Here is a 16,301-nt window from a genome sequence, read left to right on the forward strand (position 1 = left end):
CAATAGTATATCATGCGACATGCTTTCATGACAATCTGAATACAACCCAAAAAAACAGCCGTCAAATTGACGGCTGTTTGTCTTTACCATTTATAAGCAATTCATTCTACGTACGTCACTAATAAAATCAATGAGCTTGGACTCCTCTGAAAAAGCTGTTTCATTGAGGTCATGTTCACTGATGGTAATATGAAGCGTATCGCGATCAGCTTTGTGTTCAATCCAAATTCCACTGAGCTCTAGTGAATCTTCGTTCATAATTTGCATCTCAAGCCGTTCAGCAATTTCAGATAATTGTACACGCTGCTTAGGGACATCAATACGAATGCTTAACTTCTCAGGAACACCTGTAGAAATAAATCCCCACTTCGTCCCTTTCCAAGAACGACATCCCGTTCGACTATTCAGAACAATGTCTTGTTTATCATCTACGGTGAGTGTTGTGTTTGACCAGCCTCTCATCTGAATCGCCGCACGCAATTCTTGAGCTTTCGTTTGTACCATAAGAAATCCCTCCTCAAAAATGTGCACCTCACGGTTATCGACGGACTACGGGCGACTTTCGCTTCAAGAGGCGATATAAAGTATTCAGCCTTCATATGAACGTTTATGAGGGCTAAAGGTATACTATATATTACCACATATCTTGATGATGTAAACCCTTAAATTTCATATTTTCTCACAATTGCTCGTCTTATCGATTTTCCCTTACGATTCGACAACATCGACCTGTGATACAAATAATTCTGATTTACTTTTGAGCGATTATTCAGTAAAGTATAAGTGATTACATACAATTGGGAGGTGAGTAGATATGAGTCTTTTTAGTGGTCGTCTGGCAAAGATCGGTGCGTTTTTAACTCGTTGTCGGACAATTTTTTCCGCATGGGTTGCGAAATTGGATCAGTCTGTCTTTTTTCAACCTTTACGATGGAAAAACTACTAAAGAGACGTGTCTATTCATTTTTCACACGAAGATGATGGAGACTCATTCTCCGTCATCTTTTTTATTGGTCACGTCTTCTCAAAGGAGAAGCGACAATGATTGTATGCTACGCACACCGAATCGAACAATCGTATGGTGGGACAACCGTATTTTCCGACCTATCTTTTGAAATTCAATCAGCTGACCGAATTGGTCTAGTCGGTCAAAACGGGTCGGGTAAATCAACACTCGCCCTGTTAGCTGCGGGGCTAATGTCACCAACCGTCGGCACGATTGGTTGGCAAAAAAACACTTCAAAAGGTTTGCTTGCACAAATTCCAGATCACTCGAACGAGGGTACAGTTTATGAAGTACTCCAACAAAGCTTTCGACATATATACGATATAAGCAATGAGTTGCAACGTCTAGAAGAACAGCTTCAACAGCCTGCTCAAATCAACCTAGACCAAACGTTACACACGTATGGATTAATACAAGAACAATTTGAATCTGTGGGCGGTTATGAAATAGACGCCTTAATCCGACGCGTATCTGATGGATTAGGCATTAGCACACTCTTAGAGGCGAGTTGGGAAGCGTTAAGTGGTGGCGAGCGTGCCAAAGTTGAACTTGCACATTTACTACTTACAACGCCCGATTTGCTCGTATTAGATGAGCCGACCAACCACCTTGACCTTTATGCACTTGAATGGTTGAGCAAATGGGTCCGTAATTACAAAGGGGCTGTTCTTATCATTTCCCACGACCGTGCATTTCTCGATGATACAACAACAAAGACGTGGGAGATCGAGCAAGGTACATTGCACACGTACAATACAAATTACAGTGGATATGTCTTAGAACGAGAGGAACGATTACTGAAGGAATTCCAAGCCTATACCGATCAGCAAAAAAAGATTAAAAAAATGAAAGAAACGATTAAACGTCTTAAAGATTGGGCAAATCGCGCCAATCCACCAAATGCTGGAATGCACCGTCAAGCCAAAAGCATGGAAAAAGCGCTGCAACGAATCCAACGATTAGAACGTCCCGTTCACAAGAAGAAAATCTCATTAACTTTCGATCATGAAAAACGAACAGGAAATGATGTGTTCACTTGTAGTAATGTACACAAATCGTATGCTCACCTACCAATTTTGCAAAGCATCTCTATGCACATCCGTTACGGTGAGCGAGTAGCCATCGTCGGTCCAAATGGCGCTGGCAAATCGACGCTTCTACACGTATTAACAGGAGAAGCGCATGTTGATGATGGAGAAGTAACGATCGGCACGAATGTATCCATTGGCTATTTGTCCCAACACCCCACTGTTGGCGATCAAGAAGATACGATCGTTGCAGCATTAAAAAAAGAAGTGCCGGTCACTGAGGCTCGGGCCCGTCATATTCTTGCATCGTTTCACTTTTTCGGACATGACGTCTTTAAGACAGTCGCCTCTCTTAGCGGCGGGGAGCTGATGCGGCTTCGCCTTGCACAGCTGATGCACCAAAACCACAATGTTCTTATATTGGATGAACCGACGAATCACCTTGATATTGACGCGCAGCATATGCTCGAAGATGCAATTGAAGGTTTTACGGGTACAATTGTTGCCGTATCCCATAATCGATACTTTCTTAACAAATGCTTCCCCACCACCTTCTGGCTTGAAGATGGCCAGCTTGCGAAGTATGAAGGATCTTTTCGTTATGCTTATGAAAAACGAGTAAAGGAGCGTTGAAAAGACGCCCTCCCCCTTCAGAAACATAACAACCGCTCGGATGATCGTCATCCAAGCGGTTGTTATTGTATTATCCTTCGAGTAAAAGTTGCTCAGGCTCTTCGAGCATCTTTTTCAGTTCCACAAGGAAACTTACAGCTTCTTTCCCATCAACAATACGATGGTCGTAAGAAAGAGCGATGTACATCATCGGACGGTTTTCCATGCGTTCCTGATCAATGGCTACCGGACGCCATTGAATGGTGTGCATGCCTAGAATTCCAACTTGAGGAGCATTTAGAATTGGCGTGGATAGCAATGATCCAAACACGCCACCATTCGTAATCGTAAACGTACCGCCTTGAAGGTCAGAAAGAGCGAGTTTGTTGTCTCTTGCCTTTTTCCCAAGCTCACCGATTTCTTTCTCAATGCCTGCAAAGCTTAACCGTTCAGCGTCACGAACGACCGGTACAACGAGACCATCATTCGTTGATACAGCCATACCGATATCGTAGAAATCTTTTTTCACAATTTCATTGCCTTGAATTTCTGCATTAAGAAGTGGGAATTTCTTCAAAGCGCCTACGACAGCTTTCGTAAAGAAACTCATAAATCCAAGACGTACGCCATCATGTTGTTCTTGGAACGCATCTTTACGGCGCTTACGAATATCCATAATCGCACTCATATCTACTTCATTAAACGTCGTAAGCATCGCACTTTCTTGTTGTACATCAACAAGACGCTTCGCAATCGTTTGACGACGACGGCTCATCTTGATTCGCTCATGCGGCTTGCCACCGAACTCATCTTTCTTTTCTGGTGCTGGGCTTTCATTCTTCGCTGCTGGTGTTGATTTCGGCTGGTTCGTGTGCGCTTCTACATCCTCTTTGCGCACGCGGCCAAGTGGATCACGTGTCGAGATTTCATTCAAGTTAATCCCTTTTTCACGTGCCAACTTACGAGCAGCAGGAGAAGCGATTACGTGATCCGTTTCACTAGACTCAGAAGAGTCATCTCCGCCAGTCGAACTAGACTCCTCTTTCTTTTCAGAAGGTTGTTCAGCAGCTGGTGATTCTTTTGCCGGCTCTTCAGCTGGAGCTGAACCTTCCTTGGCATTCTCATCAATCGTCGCGATGGCTTCACCAATCTCGACTGTGTCTCCTGCTTCTCTTAAGTGTTTTTGCAATACACCAGATTGTTCGGAGTTGATTTCAACGTTCACTTTATCGGTTTCTAACTCGGCAATCGTTTCCCCTTGTTCGATATAATCGCCTGGTTGCTTTAGCCACTCAGCAATTGTACCTTCTGTAATCGATTCTGCGAGTTCAGGAACTTTAATTTCAGCCACTATTTTGTTCTCCCTTCATTTCGACCCAATGCTGTATTAATAATCCGCTGTTGTTCGTGTTTGTGGAAGTTCGGATCCCCTTCAGATGGACTTGAACGGCGACGACGCCTACGTAATCGAGCGTTACGTGATCTGGTAAACTTTCCCGCAAGTATGGATCAATATAATTCCATGCGCCCATATTCTTCGGTTCTTCTTGTACCCAAACGGCTGAGGTCACGTTCTTATATTTGTTAAGAATCGTGTTCACTGTCTTGTGAGGGTATGGGTACAATTCTTCAAACCTGACGATATGGATCTTCTTCGTATCAACGGTGTCATCAATACTTTCATGTAAGTCAATCGCCATTTTACCTGTACAGAAGACGAGTTTCTCTACTTCATCTTCGTTTCCAAGCGTCTTCGGATCACCAACAATACGATGAAAACGTCCATCGGTAAATGATTCGTTTGAATCGGCTAGAGATTTGTTTCTTAATAAGCTCTTTGGTGTCATGAGCACAAGCGGTCGAACTTCATCCATCTCCAAGCTCTTCGCTTGTCTTCTAAGGATGTGGAAATACTGCGCTGTACTTGACAAGTAAGCAACGTTCCAGTTGTTCTCCGCTGCGAGTGATAAGAAACGTTCGAGACGCGCACTTGAGTGCTCAGGTCCAGAACCTTCGTAACCATGAGGTAACAACAGCACCATACCTGAACGTTGTCCCCATTTCGCTCTACCCGCTGATAAGAACTGGTCAAACTGGACTTGTGCGGCGTTTGAGAAATCTCCATATTGTGCTTCCCAAAGTACAAGTGTCTCTGGTGCTTGAACGTTGTACCCGTACTCAAAACCAACAACTGAAGCTTCAGATAGCGGCTATTATGCAACGCAAACGATGCTTTCGCCGTTGACAACGTGTGCATTGGTGAATGAATATCACCCGTTTTATGATCGTGCAAAATCAAATGTCTATGATTAAACGTTCCACGCTCGGAATCTTGACCCGTCATACGAATTGGAGTTCCATCAGAAATAATCGAAGCAAACGCTAGTGCCTCAGCATGACCCCAATCAATCACACCATCTGTGAACGCTTCTTTTCGACGTTCTAAAATCTTCTTCAGTTTCGGGAATGCCGAAAATCCTTCTGGGTGTTCGAGCAATTCTTCGTTCATCTGCTTTAGCGTGTCATAATCTACGGCAGTATCCATCTTTGGCAAGCCTTTTTCAATCACTTCAGGCGGGTTCATTTCAGAAACCTCTTTATTCGCCTCGCCTACTTTGTCATACTCACGCTTTAGTTTGTCTTGAATGTTTGCTTGCATTTCTTTCGCTTCGTCTTCAGTAATAACACCATCGCCGACAAGTTTTTTCGCATACAACGTTCGTGCAGTATCATGATTGCGAATTTGTTCATAAAGCTTCGGTTGTGTTGATGCAGGCTCGTCGGTTTCGTTATGCCCGTATCTACGGTAACCTACGAGGTCAATTAAGAAGTCTTTATGGAAACGACGACGGTATTCACAAGCGAGGTGTACAGCAGCGATGCATGAATCAGGATCGTCTGCATTCACGTGAATAATTGGAATTTCATAGCCTTTTGCAAGGTCACTTGCATATGTTGTTGATCTTGAATCGTGACTTTCCGTCGTAAACCCAAGCAAGTTATTTGCAATAATATGCAAGGTTCCACCTGTTTGGTATCCTTTAAGACGGCTCAAGTTAAGCGTCTCCGCAATAATGCCTTGACCTGGGAACGCCGCGTCACCGTGGATAAGAATGGCGCCTGCTCGTTCCATTTCTTGACTTGGAAATCCGATTTCTGTACGGTTTTCTTGTGCAGCACGCGCATACCCTGCGACAATTGGATCTACATACTCCAAGTGACTCGGGTTGTTCGCTAATGCAACCGTTGTATATGTTGATTCTTCACCAATTTGCTTATTCGCCCCGAGGTGATACTTAACATCCCCAGTCCAACCTTCGCTCAATGACCCTTCAGTTGGTGCTTCTTCTGTATTTGGTGCATGCTTAAATTCAGAGAAAATTAAATGGTAAGGCTTCCCTAATACGTGGGCAAGCGTACTTAAACGACCGCGATGCGCCATGCCGATCATGATGTCTCTTGCACCATCTTGCATGTAGCTTTGCGTCATTTCTTCAAGCATCGGTACCATCGCGTCCAATCCCTCAATGGAGAAACGCTTTTGTCCGACAAAGTAACGGTGTAAAAACTGCTCAAAACTTTCGGTTGCAGTAAGCTTTTCAAGGATCGATTTGCGCTTATCGCTTGACAGCTCTTCGTATATATTACCCGTTTCAACCATCTGATTGAGCCAATTTTTCTCTTCGAGGTCGTGTACATGGTGGAATTCAAATGCAATGGATTTGGTGTACATCTGCTTAAGGTGATTAATGGCATCTAAACCATTCCGAACAGTGTTTGGTGCATCTTTACAAAGCATTTCTGCTGGCATTGATTTCAGATCATCTTCACTGAGACCATGCTCTTTTGGATCAAGAAACGAAGATTCTTCTCCTGGTTCTTGCAGAGGGTTCATATCCGCCAACAAATGACCGAATGTCCGAATATTATCGGCAAGTTTAATCGCCGCTGCAACCTTATGCATTGATGATGAGTTCACTTCTTGGCTGTCCATTACTGAAACACCATTAGTCGTTTCATCCATGGTTGGTGCGCCGTATGCGTCAAACCACGCTTTTAAATCTTCTTCAACTTCATCTGGGTTATCCTTATACACTTCATACATGTCCATCACGTACCCTAAGTTCGGTCCGTGAAATGTTTCCCAAGACTTTCCAAGCTTGGAAACCTTTCTGTCCATCTGCTACTACCTCCAACTACACTTGTTTACAATCTGTGAATGATGGCCGCTAATTCTACTAAACTTCGTCCTACCGGACAATTCCGATCCACTCAGAATCATCATTCTCCTCATTATTTTCACACACTAAAATGACGATATTGCAAAAAGCAAATATCACACACAACAGTCATCCATCAAAAAATTCATTCATGACGAAACTATATCCATATAACATTCATCTGCCATTATATGGTGGATCCGTGTTGATCACGGTTAAAACTAATTGCATCATTGCATGAAAAAATGATTGACGTCATTTCGTAACGCTTTCACGATACTATTTTAACATGCTCTGCGAAAGGATACAAAAGATAGAGCAGATTTTGTTTGTTAAACTGACAAACTTTTATTTTCACAACGCAAACGCCGAAAAATTTAGAATATATTACAAACGAATGTCGTTTTCCGTCAGAATATTATATTTATACGTCTATCTGTTGACAATATGCTACAATATGAGTAAATATACACTGACAGGAAAGGATGAACATTGTGCTAAACACATTGATCTTTGACCTCGACGACACATTGCTTTGGGACAAAAAAAGCATCAAAGAATCCTTGCTTGCAACATGCAATGAAGCTTATGCACTTGCTGGCGTTGATCCTGAACTACTTTTTGAAGCCGTAAAAGAACGAGCACCAGAAGAGTACAAAAAGCAAAGTTTTTACCCGCTCACTGTAGCTTTAGGCATTAATCCTTTCGAGGGACTTTGGGGCTCCTTCAATGACGTTCATGACGCCAGGCTTCGGGCGATGGCTGCCGACATTGGTGCTTATCAATTTGATGTATGGATGCAAGCATTAAAAAGTGTGGGGAATGAAGACTTATCTCTTGCCCGCAAGCTTTCCAGAACGTTTATTTATTATCGAGAAACTTTGCCTTATGTGTTTGAGGAAACGTTTGATGTACTCACACAATTAAATAAAGCTTTTCAACTCGTTTTACTTACAAATGGAGCACCTAGCTTGCAATTGAAAAAGCTAGAAATGACCCCGGCGCTCGTCCCTTTTTTCAACCGGATTTTCATTTCCGGTTCTTATGGTGTGGGTAAACCTGACTTAGGGTTTTATCAATATGTATTAGGTCAGCTTGACTTAAAACCAGAGAATGCAGCGATGATCGGCGATAACCTTCATACGGATATAATTGGCGGTAATCAGGCTAAACTAACAACAATATGGTTAAATCGCGAAGGTGCAAAAAACGAAACATCAATTACCCCAGACATTGAGATCGTCAGTTTGCGGGAGATGCACGAAGTGGTGGAGCGAATCTCCATCTCATAACTTTCTATTTTTCATCTAAGGTGGGAACATCATGAACAGCACGACAAAACTTCCAACGATCCTTTGGTTTCTTATTCCTTCATTAATAGGAATATTTATCTTTATGCTTCCCATCAGTTATACGACGGACGGTCAGTCGCAATTGACGATTCCGATTGCCTTTATTTCAGAAACAGCAGAAATGGCATTTGCACCGATCTTGCAGAAATGACAATGGTGCTTGCTACTTTATCTGTTCTTGGTAGTCTCGTCTACCTTTATGTGAAACCAACGTGGATGAACAACTCCGTATTTGCATCAATATTCAACGTATCCACCTTTTGGTTGATCGTTCGAATCATCGGGTTAACACTCGGACTTTTTATCTTTTTCCAAGTCGGTCCAGAATGGATTTGGGGTGAAGATACGGGCGGACTTATTCTTGATCTCGTTTCATTTCTTATCGTTGTATTTTTGTTTGCCGGTATCTTTCTCCCGCTTTTGCTCAATTTTGGTTTGTTAGAGTTTGTCGGAACGCTCATGAACATCATCATGCGTCCGTTGTTCCGTTTGCCAGGACGGTCTTCAATAGACACTTTAGCTTCTTGGTTCGGTGATGCAACGATTGGCGTCATGATGTCCAATCAGCAGTATATTGATGGGCACTACACGAAACGAGAAGCAGCAGTTTTAGGTACTACGTTTAACATCGTTTCCATTACGTTTACGATTGTTATTCTCGGTTATCTAGACTTAGAGCACATGTTTATTCCTTACTATGCAACCATTGTCATCGCTGGATTTGTTGCCGCACTAATCATGCCTCGAATTCCACCACTGTCTAGATTTAGTGATGATTATTATGAACATGCTACGCCTAAAAGAAATGAAGAAGCTTCTAATGAGCCTCTAATAAAAATAGCATGGCATGGGGCGATGACCCGAGCCGCTCACGCCCGGATTCGAGATACTGGAAAACAAGGAATGCAAAACGTATTGGATTTATGGTTTGGCGTCATTCCAATTGTACTTGCCATTGGTACTGTCACGATCGTTATTGCAGAACAAACACCGGTTTTCACCTGGTTTGGTATGCCGTTCATTCCGTTTTTAGAGCTCATGCAAGTGCCAGAAGCTGCTGCTGCCTCTGAAACGATGCTCATCGGCTTTGCAGATATGTTGTTGCCAGCGCTCATCGGTTCAGGCATTGAAAGTGAAATGACGCGATTTATTATCGGTTGCTTATCTGTTACGCAACTCATATTCATGTCCGAAGTCGGGGGATTGTTACTCGCATCAAAAATTCCTGTAAACTTTTGGCACCTCGTTGCGATCTTCTTACTTAGAACGATCATAACGTTACCCGTCATCATTTTATGTGCACACGTTGTATTTACGCTTTAACGGGCTTACACATATAATCTTTGTAAAAGAGATACGCCAATACAACGGATCATAAAAACCGGATGTCCGCTACGGAACATCCGGTTTTTGTGACATTCTTTTTAAGGGTGGTGTGGGCAAACCATTGAGAGTCATCCGGATTTACCTTAATCCCCGTGCTCGGTAGCGCGTCAGAGATTGAAAAGATCACCATCGCAATTATGTATTCGGTTCGTGTCGGCTAGCGACTCTTAATGGTACAAGATCACACTCGAAATGGTCCAATGATTTCTTAGGTTCATTATGTATTCATCATCTCTCTGACCTCAAACTAATACTTGTGGATGCATATCACTTCGTACTCAAAAAAGGGTTCCAAGTCAAATGTTGGGGTAGAGGCAATACACCTCTGAGGCTGTTGAAAAACCTAAATGTTGTTTTTATAGAAGTGTAGGGGGTGTCATGGCTACGCTTGCCACGGGCGTTGCCTCAGCTATCGCGCTTCGCGCGAGGATCTTCGGCTAACGCTACTCCCGTAGGCGTCTCCGCCATGACACCCCTTCTCATTTTGCACAATTTGAGAGACTGCCACACGCCTCTGCTCCTTGGTTTATCCTACTCGACTTGTATGCTCTTTTAATTGGTGATGCAATAGCATCTTCAAATGCAGCCGGTCATAGCGGCAAAAGCCAAACGCATTGCGCTTAATGACCTTCGTCTGGTTGTTCAGCCTTTCAATCGGACCCTTCGTGTGACCAAAATAAAGCTGTTGAGAATTTCTGGTTGCCAATTCTTCAATGTTTTTTGCGGCCTTTTTCATCACTTTCAGCGCTGATGTTTCTACAGCTTGATAAAAAGCTTGTAGACCGGCGAACACGTTGGTTCCCTCGGTCTTGCCCGTCCGATGCTTGTCAAACCATGCTTGGAACTGGTTTTTCAGCCCATAGACTTCCCGAAGTTCCTCGGATAACTCCAAGTAGCGATTCAAGTACCACGTTTGCTTCTCGCTTAGCTTTTCCGCACGCTTATGAAAGACATGGCGCATTTGCTTGCACTTCTTTCGATCATACTCGTGAAACGTTTTTTGTACGCGGCGCCGCACTTGGTCTAGCGCCCAATAAATATAGCGACAGAAATGAAAACGATTGGCAATGATGATCGGACGACCTAAGGCTTGATTCACCGAGGATTTGAAGGAAGGGCTAATATCGATCACAACCATCTTGACACCCCCACCTTTTTCCTAAAGATCTCGCTTAAGGGTCTTGGCTTTTCGATCCAGCAGAATATCCAGTGGCACACCGGTCGCTCCGTTGGCAATCAGGACTTGAAAACGTTCGCCATTCGTATCGCCTTTGTACTCATCAATGGCGACCACTTCTTCCAGCATCCGTGGAGCGAGCGGATCAAAACGTCGCATTGCCGTTGTTGGCGCGGTGAACAGCTGTTTTGCGGTGTCTTTAAAGTTCTTACCTTGTATGACGCGCAGTGCTAAAGCTTGGATGTACTCCACACTGTGGCGCTGATCGCGCTCTCCACGACTGGGCACGCTTCCGGAATCCGCTTGCCACAGGTACACACATACCGCCGTTTCCGGTACCACAGCAACGTATTGCGCTCAAAAAGTTGCAAATGTTGGATTTTCTGCAGTTGGTAATCATGAACCTTGTTCGTCTTCTCCCGCACGCTGGGCAACGATGTTTCTTGCGCTCCATTTCCACGTGCAAGTGGCACGTGTCTTCAATAATTTGAGAGTCGGTGACCGTCATCGTTTCCAGTCCCGGGAATGATGTGATAAAGTGCATGGATACGTAGCTCCTTGTCTATGACTTGTTTCGGCAAATTCAAATATAGAGGACAAAGAAGCCTGCGTATTTAATTTTGCCTCAGTTGTTTTTCCACCCCAACATTTAGTGTAGAGCCCAAAAAAGAACTGAGCGTACAATTACGCTCAGTTCTTTTTATAGTTATACGTTGTTTAGTCGTTTTTCAAATCGTCTAAGTTCCTCGCCACTGTTTCGCTTCTCATGGATGAGCAACTGTCGGATGAGTTTCTCGGCTTTAATGGATACCGGTAAAAGCCGTTGGCTAATCATACTCTGGCGTAAAAATTCTATTGAAGTAATCTGATACTGTTCGGATTCATCCACTTGGTCTAAATATCGTTCAAACACGTCGCGAATGGAATCTCCTTTTTGTACAATGCGACCGTATTTCTTTTGATTAAACTGAAAGTTCCAGAGATCTACACTGTTCATGAGCACTTGTGAGAATAACATTTCGTTACCTTCCATCTGAAACCCTTGCGCTTTGCAATATTTAACGAACAATGGCAAGTCTTTATCAAAGAAGGCTGCTCTCTGACGTGACTCTTTCGTCTGTGGACGTTGCTTTAGACCCGTCCGTTGTTTAGACGTTTGAAGAAAGTTTACGAGCATCTCTTCTGATTCATCTTTTAATAAAAAGACCGGTCGAGTCATTTGAATAAACTTCTTCATTTCCTGTTCTAAAAAAATCACCGCTTCTTCGTTGTTCGTTGTGTGGTTTACGCGATTCATCGGACGATTCAATCGCAGCTTAAGTCCTGCCAGCATCAGGAGGCCCCCTTTCGGAATTGTCATTAACCAAAATGTAGTGTATCACAGTCAAAGGTAAAATAAAATAGAGAAATACAAAGAATACACGAAAAAAATCACCTGATCAGTTCTGTGCTGATCAGGTGCCGTTTTTTCGTCATTTATCACTATTTTTACTTGAATTCGTCATCTCGATCTTCAGGTTGAAATAACCCATCTGCTTGTTCTGCCATCTGATTAAACACGTTTGAAAATTGAATCGATAGTAAATAGATCGCTGCCGCGTGTGCTTCAATTTCTTCTTTCACACGTGCCCATCCACTTGGGGGCTCGCGGTCTATGACACGGAAACCTACAGTTGCCTCTCGGTCCCCTGCCCACTCATTTTCTAAGAAAGCAAGACTGTCATTTAGCGCTGTGTTACCCGTGGCCATCACTTCATAAAACGATAAAAACCCGTGCATGACGCCTTCGTAGCGCATTGTTTCTACATGTACACCGTCTTGGAATAGTTTCTCGGCATACAGTTCACCCTCATCTCGGAGTGGATCATATTCTGCAGTTGCGATAAATGCTGGCGGCAAATCGGTTGCTTCTCCAGCATCAAGTGGTGAAACATACGGATTCTCCCACATCTCTTTTCCTGGCGTGTATGAATCTCTTGCCTTTTCCATTACCGCTCTAGAAAGCAAGTAGTTGCCGCTACTGTACTTGTCCCTCGTCTCAAGGGCGTGATCGTGAAACGTCGTTAATGGATAATAAAGAAGCTGAGCTACGAGATTGGGGCCTCCTAAGTCTCTCGCTTTCATTGCTGTGACGGTGGCAATGTTTCCACCTGCACTGTCCCCTGCGACAGCAATATTATCTGGATCTCCTCCAAGGTTTTCTGCATGTTCATGCACCCAAACGAGAGCATCATATGAATCTTCAATCGCTTTAGGGAAAATATGTTGAGGTGCAAGACGGTAACCTACGCTAACAACAATGGCGCCAGACCGATTTGCTAAAGCTCGGACGATATTATCATGTGAATAGATGCTGCCGTACCCTTCCATGAATGCCCCACCGTGATAATACATAATGATCGGTGCATTTTGTACGCCTTTTGGTTTGTGCATGCGCGCCTCTAAGAAGTGACCATCACTCACTGGAATTGCAATGTCTTGTCTTTCAAAGACAATTCCACCATTATTCGTTCCTCGCGTGAGAAATGCAGGTGCTTGTAAATTATCGCTTGGCACGATGAGTTGGTTGTTAATTGCGTGAAGAACGACCCCCGTTTTTGCAGGTAAATTCCCTTCTGCGGTGACCGACCAGCTACTGACAAAACTTGATAAAATAATGCCAAAACCAATCCCAAGTTTGAATAAAAACGTGATCATTTTCCAAAGTTTCGTTGATGAGATCTTCACGATTAACTCGCCTCCCGCACTTCTCCTATATATCTCTGCTTTCACGATGTTTATGCATGTTTTTTATATTATATCACAATGTTTGGTAAATGTTGCGTTATTTTTTTAGTTTATCACACATTTTCACACATTTTTAGCAATTGAAAAACCGACTCGGGGAGGTCGAGTCGGTTTTTATCGGTTATGTAGCTACAAATCTCTTAACCCAATGCTGATTTCTAACGCTTCATTCACCTTTTGCATCATGTTCTCATCGAGATGTGTAATCTTGTCTGTCAGCCGTTGTTTATCGATCGTTCGGATCTGTTCCAAAAGTACAACGCTATCTCTGTCAAACTTGTGTTTATTCGCATCAATTTCTACATGGGTTGGCAACTTGGCTTTCTTTATCTGTGCAGTGATCGCCGCAACGATGACGGTCGGACTAAACCGATTGCCGATATCATTTTGGATTATCAACACCGGCCGAACCCCGCCTTGTTCGGATCCTACAACCGGAGATAGATCTGCAAAGAAAACATCGCCGCGTTTGACGCTTTTCTTTGCAGCTGGATGTTGCGATTGATTATGGTTGCTCACCTCATCCATTCACCTCCTTGTTAATAATGGGTGACCTTTTGTGTGTGATTCTCTTTAAACGCTTCCCATTCACAATAGGCAAAGGCTTCAGCAATTGCTAAATTTAGCTCTGCCATTTCCTCATAACCATATCGAAGATCTTGAATGAGTTGTTCGCGCTTTTTCTTTTGTACATAGTATTGAACGATATTGTGAAACAGGCGATTTTGTTCGGGTTGCGTCAAGTGCCTTATTTCACTAAATAAATCATTTGAAAGTGGAACTGCGATTTTTTCTGAATGCATGATCCTACTCGCCCCCCAGCCATGTATTCCTTATCCATTATAAGTGAAATCGGTGATGGAATAAATGATTTTTCACATATTCGCTTCCCTATAATGTAAGGATGACCGGTTCTGTTAGAAAACATGCATAGAATTGTCGCGCAAATCCCATACTAAGAAGTAAAGAAGATTGACAGAAAGGGGTTTCTATCGTGAGAAAGTACCTGTTCGCCATGACCGCCATCTCTTTATTGGTTGGCTGTAATCAATACGGAAACGATCTTGAGCAAGATCTACAACAAGACAATGCTAAGCCTCACATGGAGGATCAGCAACCTAACTCCATTTATGTAAAGAATGAGAAACATCCTCCTGAAGAAGAGGTCATGCTCTATAGTGATCATTACGCATACTTTTTGGGGCAATTTCATGATGAACTTGATGTGCTTTACAACCACATGCTAAATGGGAACTACATGAGAGCAGAAAAAAAGTGCAGAGACATTGTTCAGTTACACAAAAGATATGGAAGGAATCTATACACCTCAATCTTTTGAAGATGTAAAAGAACTCATTGTTAGCTCACGTGTTGAGTTAAACGCCATTCTCGACGACCTACCTAACTGCGATGGGCAAACAGACTGTGACAATGCGAAAACACATACAGAAAACTTAACGAATTATCTCGTGACGATGGAACATTTGTATGAGGCAAAAATTAACGACCTAGGCATCACATCGTAAATAGGAATGAAGAGGAAGGATGGTTTAATCTAACCATCCTTTTCCTCTTTTTTGAAGCTCATACTCCATCTCATGAAACCAATCATCCAGATGCGTTTCTTGATTGGGATGTTCAGCACGTTCAGCAGCTCGGATTCGGTTCACCGCTCCTCGATCTGTAAACCATTCGTACTGCGCATCATTTCTCTCTGATTTCACAATCTCTTGGATGGCACGACTCATTTGCGCCTTATCCTCAGTTTCACTTTCTAAACCAATAAAAAACCTGCCATTGATTTCAACAACATAGGCGCTGTATACAGAGTGAAGTTTTTCTAGTTTGTACTTAATATTCGCGGCATCTTCACCTGTATCCGGCTGTTCAATGCTATCGTTCATTTGCTCAGCCTCATGCAACAGCGCATCAGGATGTGCATGCGAATTCGGCCTATCCTTAAACTTCCCTGTTTTTGCAGGAGTTAAACGGTTATTGTGCCATCCATAATCTCTTTGTGTCGGTTTGTTTGTATAATTATAGTATTCATCAGAACTTAAGTTCTCAACCATTTGATCTTCGTCTCGATTTGGATAGCGGTCTTGACTACTTTCTTCCATTGCATTTTCATTGCATGAGCTCATCAATACGAGCTGACCAAGCACGATCAATACTACTATGGCTTTCCTCTTCATAGTACGCGTACCTCCCTCTTACCGTTATTTTTCTCTGCTTTACTTGATTTATTGAAGGCAAATGTCGTCACTGTTTCCAATACGTAACAAAATGATCATCGTTTACCCATTGCATCGGGTGAGATCGTTTGTTAGTATAAGGATATAAGTTTATACAAACTTCTTCTGGGAGTAGAGGAGCAAAGATCATTAGTAAGTAAATGGAGAAACGTGAGTTTCTTTGAAGTTTACTGAAAGGGGAATTTGCCGAAGCTAAGGCATGCTCACGCAGTCAAGGCTGGTCTTACATTGAACAAATGTATGGCTGTCATATAAGGACAACCTTATATGGAGGGCTATCTCACGCATGAAGTGCTTTTCTGTTTAGGAAGGTATTCATGCAGCAATGAGATCTCTCATTGTTGCTTTTTTATTGGCAGGCTGCCGCCCTTCCCAATCAAACAGCTGCACTTTCACTAGTGCAAGCACATATTATGTTTGTGTCAGGCCCCTCATGTTTTTTTAACAAACCTAGACTACAATTTATAAGCAGAGGGTG

The 16,301-nt window shown here is 43.0% G+C and carries 16 protein-coding genes, 1 pseudogene and 1 riboswitch; of the genes and pseudogenes, 6 read left to right on the forward strand and 11 right to left on the reverse strand.

Features of this window, described 5'->3' with window-relative positions:
* Positions 1 to 90 precede the first annotated feature (90 nt).
* The gene (locus JCM19039_RS03605) at positions 91 to 504 is read right to left on the reverse strand and encodes a hypothetical protein (RefSeq protein ID WP_042423942.1); all 414 of its coding nucleotides are present in this window, start codon (positions 502 to 504) and stop codon (positions 91 to 93) included.
* A gap of 537 nt (positions 505 to 1,041) precedes the next feature.
* Between JCM19039_RS03605 and abc-f the strand changes: the two genes are divergently transcribed.
* Positions 1,042 to 2,667 carry a ribosomal protection-like ABC-F family protein gene (gene abc-f / locus JCM19039_RS03610; protein WP_042423944.1) on the forward strand — a complete coding sequence of 542 codons (1,626 nt, stop codon included), beginning with the start codon at positions 1,042 to 1,044 and terminating at the stop codon, positions 2,665 to 2,667.
* A 70-nt stretch (positions 2,668 to 2,737) separates the two neighbouring features.
* Here the strand turns inward: abc-f and odhB are convergent, their stop codons facing one another.
* Together odhB and JCM19039_RS03620 are read right to left on the reverse strand one after the other, a co-directional pair.
* Positions 2,738 to 3,997, reverse strand: a complete 1,260-nt coding sequence (odhB, locus tag JCM19039_RS03615) for a 2-oxoglutarate dehydrogenase complex dihydrolipoyllysine-residue succinyltransferase (protein WP_042423947.1) — start codon at positions 3,995 to 3,997, stop codon at positions 2,738 to 2,740.
* Positions 3,997 to 6,826 (reverse strand): annotated as a pseudogene (locus JCM19039_RS03620) (2-oxoglutarate dehydrogenase E1 component). The gene odhB and the pseudogene JCM19039_RS03620 overlap by 1 nt, the downstream one beginning before the upstream one ends.
* Before the next feature lie 534 nt (positions 6,827 to 7,360).
* Between JCM19039_RS03620 and JCM19039_RS03625 the strand changes: the two are divergent.
* The 3 genes from JCM19039_RS03625 to JCM19039_RS03630 are packed head-to-tail and all read left to right on the forward strand — an operon-like array spanning position 7,361 to position 9,541.
* On the forward strand, positions 7,361 to 8,158 hold the full coding sequence (locus JCM19039_RS03625; protein WP_052398488.1) for an HAD family hydrolase: 798 nt from the start codon (positions 7,361 to 7,363) through the stop codon (positions 8,156 to 8,158).
* 31 nt (positions 8,159 to 8,189) lie between these two features.
* Positions 8,190 to 8,369 carry a hypothetical protein gene (locus tag JCM19039_RS27045; protein WP_307190144.1) on the forward strand — a complete coding sequence of 60 codons (180 nt, stop codon included), beginning with the start codon at positions 8,190 to 8,192 and terminating at the stop codon, positions 8,367 to 8,369.
* Between the two features lie 2 nt (positions 8,370 to 8,371).
* Complete coding sequence (locus JCM19039_RS03630; protein ID WP_307190145.1) at positions 8,372 to 9,541, forward strand: YjiH family protein; 1,170 nt, start codon at positions 8,372 to 8,374, stop codon at positions 9,539 to 9,541.
* A gap of 589 nt (positions 9,542 to 10,130) precedes the next feature.
* Here the strand turns inward: JCM19039_RS03630 and JCM19039_RS25105 are convergent.
* The 7 genes from JCM19039_RS25105 to JCM19039_RS03655 all read right to left on the reverse strand — a co-directional run bounded on the left by JCM19039_RS25105 (position 10,131) and on the right by JCM19039_RS03655 (position 14,371).
* The gene (locus JCM19039_RS25105) at positions 10,131 to 10,742 is read right to left on the reverse strand and encodes a transposase (protein ID WP_238544911.1); all 612 of its coding nucleotides are present in this window, start codon (positions 10,740 to 10,742) and stop codon (positions 10,131 to 10,133) included.
* 21 nt (positions 10,743 to 10,763) lie between these two features.
* On the reverse strand, positions 10,764 to 11,099 hold the full coding sequence (locus JCM19039_RS25110) for a hypothetical protein (RefSeq protein ID WP_238544919.1): 336 nt from the start codon (positions 11,097 to 11,099) through the stop codon (positions 10,764 to 10,766).
* Complete coding sequence (locus JCM19039_RS25115) at positions 11,012 to 11,254, reverse strand: transposase family protein (protein WP_307190146.1); 243 nt, start codon at positions 11,252 to 11,254, stop codon at positions 11,012 to 11,014. Before JCM19039_RS25115 ends, JCM19039_RS25110 begins: the two co-directional genes overlap by 88 nt.
* A 233-nt stretch (positions 11,255 to 11,487) precedes the next feature.
* Positions 11,488 to 12,114: a hypothetical protein gene (locus JCM19039_RS03640; RefSeq protein ID WP_042423952.1), complete on the reverse strand. Its 627-nt coding sequence runs from the start codon at positions 12,112 to 12,114 to the stop codon at positions 11,488 to 11,490.
* Between the two features lie 155 nt (positions 12,115 to 12,269).
* A complete protein-coding gene (locus JCM19039_RS03645) occupies positions 12,270 to 13,508 on the reverse strand; it encodes an alpha/beta hydrolase (protein WP_238544912.1) in 1,239 nt (412 codons plus the stop codon).
* Between the two features lie 189 nt (positions 13,509 to 13,697).
* Entirely contained in the window at positions 13,698 to 14,087 is a 390-nt protein-coding gene (locus JCM19039_RS03650) for a type II toxin-antitoxin system PemK/MazF family toxin (protein ID WP_238544457.1), read from the reverse strand.
* Positions 14,088 to 14,107: 20 nt separating this feature from the next.
* Positions 14,108 to 14,371, reverse strand: a complete 264-nt coding sequence (locus tag JCM19039_RS03655; RefSeq protein ID WP_042423955.1) for a hypothetical protein — start codon at positions 14,369 to 14,371, stop codon at positions 14,108 to 14,110.
* A 191-nt stretch (positions 14,372 to 14,562) separates the two neighbouring features.
* Between JCM19039_RS03655 and JCM19039_RS03660 the strand changes: the two genes are divergently transcribed.
* Together JCM19039_RS03660 and JCM19039_RS03665 are read left to right on the forward strand one after the other, a co-directional pair.
* A complete protein-coding gene (locus JCM19039_RS03660; RefSeq protein WP_042423957.1) occupies positions 14,563 to 14,907 on the forward strand; it encodes a hypothetical protein in 345 nt (114 codons plus the stop codon).
* A complete protein-coding gene (locus JCM19039_RS03665) occupies positions 14,876 to 15,094 on the forward strand; it encodes a hypothetical protein (protein ID WP_042423959.1) in 219 nt (72 codons plus the stop codon). Before JCM19039_RS03660 ends, JCM19039_RS03665 begins: the two co-directional genes overlap by 32 nt.
* Before the next feature lie 24 nt (positions 15,095 to 15,118).
* Here the strand turns inward: JCM19039_RS03665 and JCM19039_RS03670 are convergent, their stop codons facing one another.
* Positions 15,119 to 15,763: a YhcN/YlaJ family sporulation lipoprotein gene (locus JCM19039_RS03670; protein WP_042423962.1), complete on the reverse strand. Its 645-nt coding sequence runs from the start codon at positions 15,761 to 15,763 to the stop codon at positions 15,119 to 15,121.
* Positions 15,764 to 15,927: 164 nt separating this feature from the next.
* A riboswitch (Lysine riboswitch) is annotated at positions 15,928 to 16,109 on the forward strand.
* Positions 16,110 to 16,301 lie beyond the last annotated feature (192 nt).

Source organism: Geomicrobium sp. JCM 19039, from assembly GCF_000698145.1.
Lineage (GTDB): Bacteria > Bacillota > Bacilli > Bacillales > Marinococcaceae > Geomicrobium_A.

Bases quoted from the DNA above. Each gene is read 5' to 3' on its own strand.
- abc-f (WP_042423944.1), top strand. From the start codon at position 1,042: ATGATTGTATGCTACGCACACCGAATCGAACAATCGTATGGTGGGACA.
- JCM19039_RS03665 (WP_042423959.1), top strand. From the start codon at position 14,876: ATGGAAGGAATCTATACACCTCAATCTTTTGAAGATGTAAAAGAACTC.
- JCM19039_RS25105 (WP_238544911.1), bottom strand. From the start codon at position 10,742: ATGGTTGTGATCGATATTAGCCCTTCCTTCAAATCCTCGGTGAATCAA.
- JCM19039_RS27045 (WP_307190144.1), top strand. From the start codon at position 8,190: ATGAACAGCACGACAAAACTTCCAACGATCCTTTGGTTTCTTATTCCT.
- JCM19039_RS03670 (WP_042423962.1), bottom strand. From the start codon at position 15,763: ATGAAGAGGAAAGCCATAGTAGTATTGATCGTGCTTGGTCAGCTCGTA.
- JCM19039_RS03630 (WP_307190145.1), top strand. From the start codon at position 8,372: ATGGTGCTTGCTACTTTATCTGTTCTTGGTAGTCTCGTCTACCTTTAT.
- JCM19039_RS03640 (WP_042423952.1), bottom strand. From the start codon at position 12,114: ATGCTGGCAGGACTTAAGCTGCGATTGAATCGTCCGATGAATCGCGTA.
- JCM19039_RS03605 (WP_042423942.1), bottom strand. From the start codon at position 504: ATGGTACAAACGAAAGCTCAAGAATTGCGTGCGGCGATTCAGATGAGA.
- JCM19039_RS03655 (WP_042423955.1), bottom strand. From the start codon at position 14,371: ATGCATTCAGAAAAAATCGCAGTTCCACTTTCAAATGATTTATTTAGT.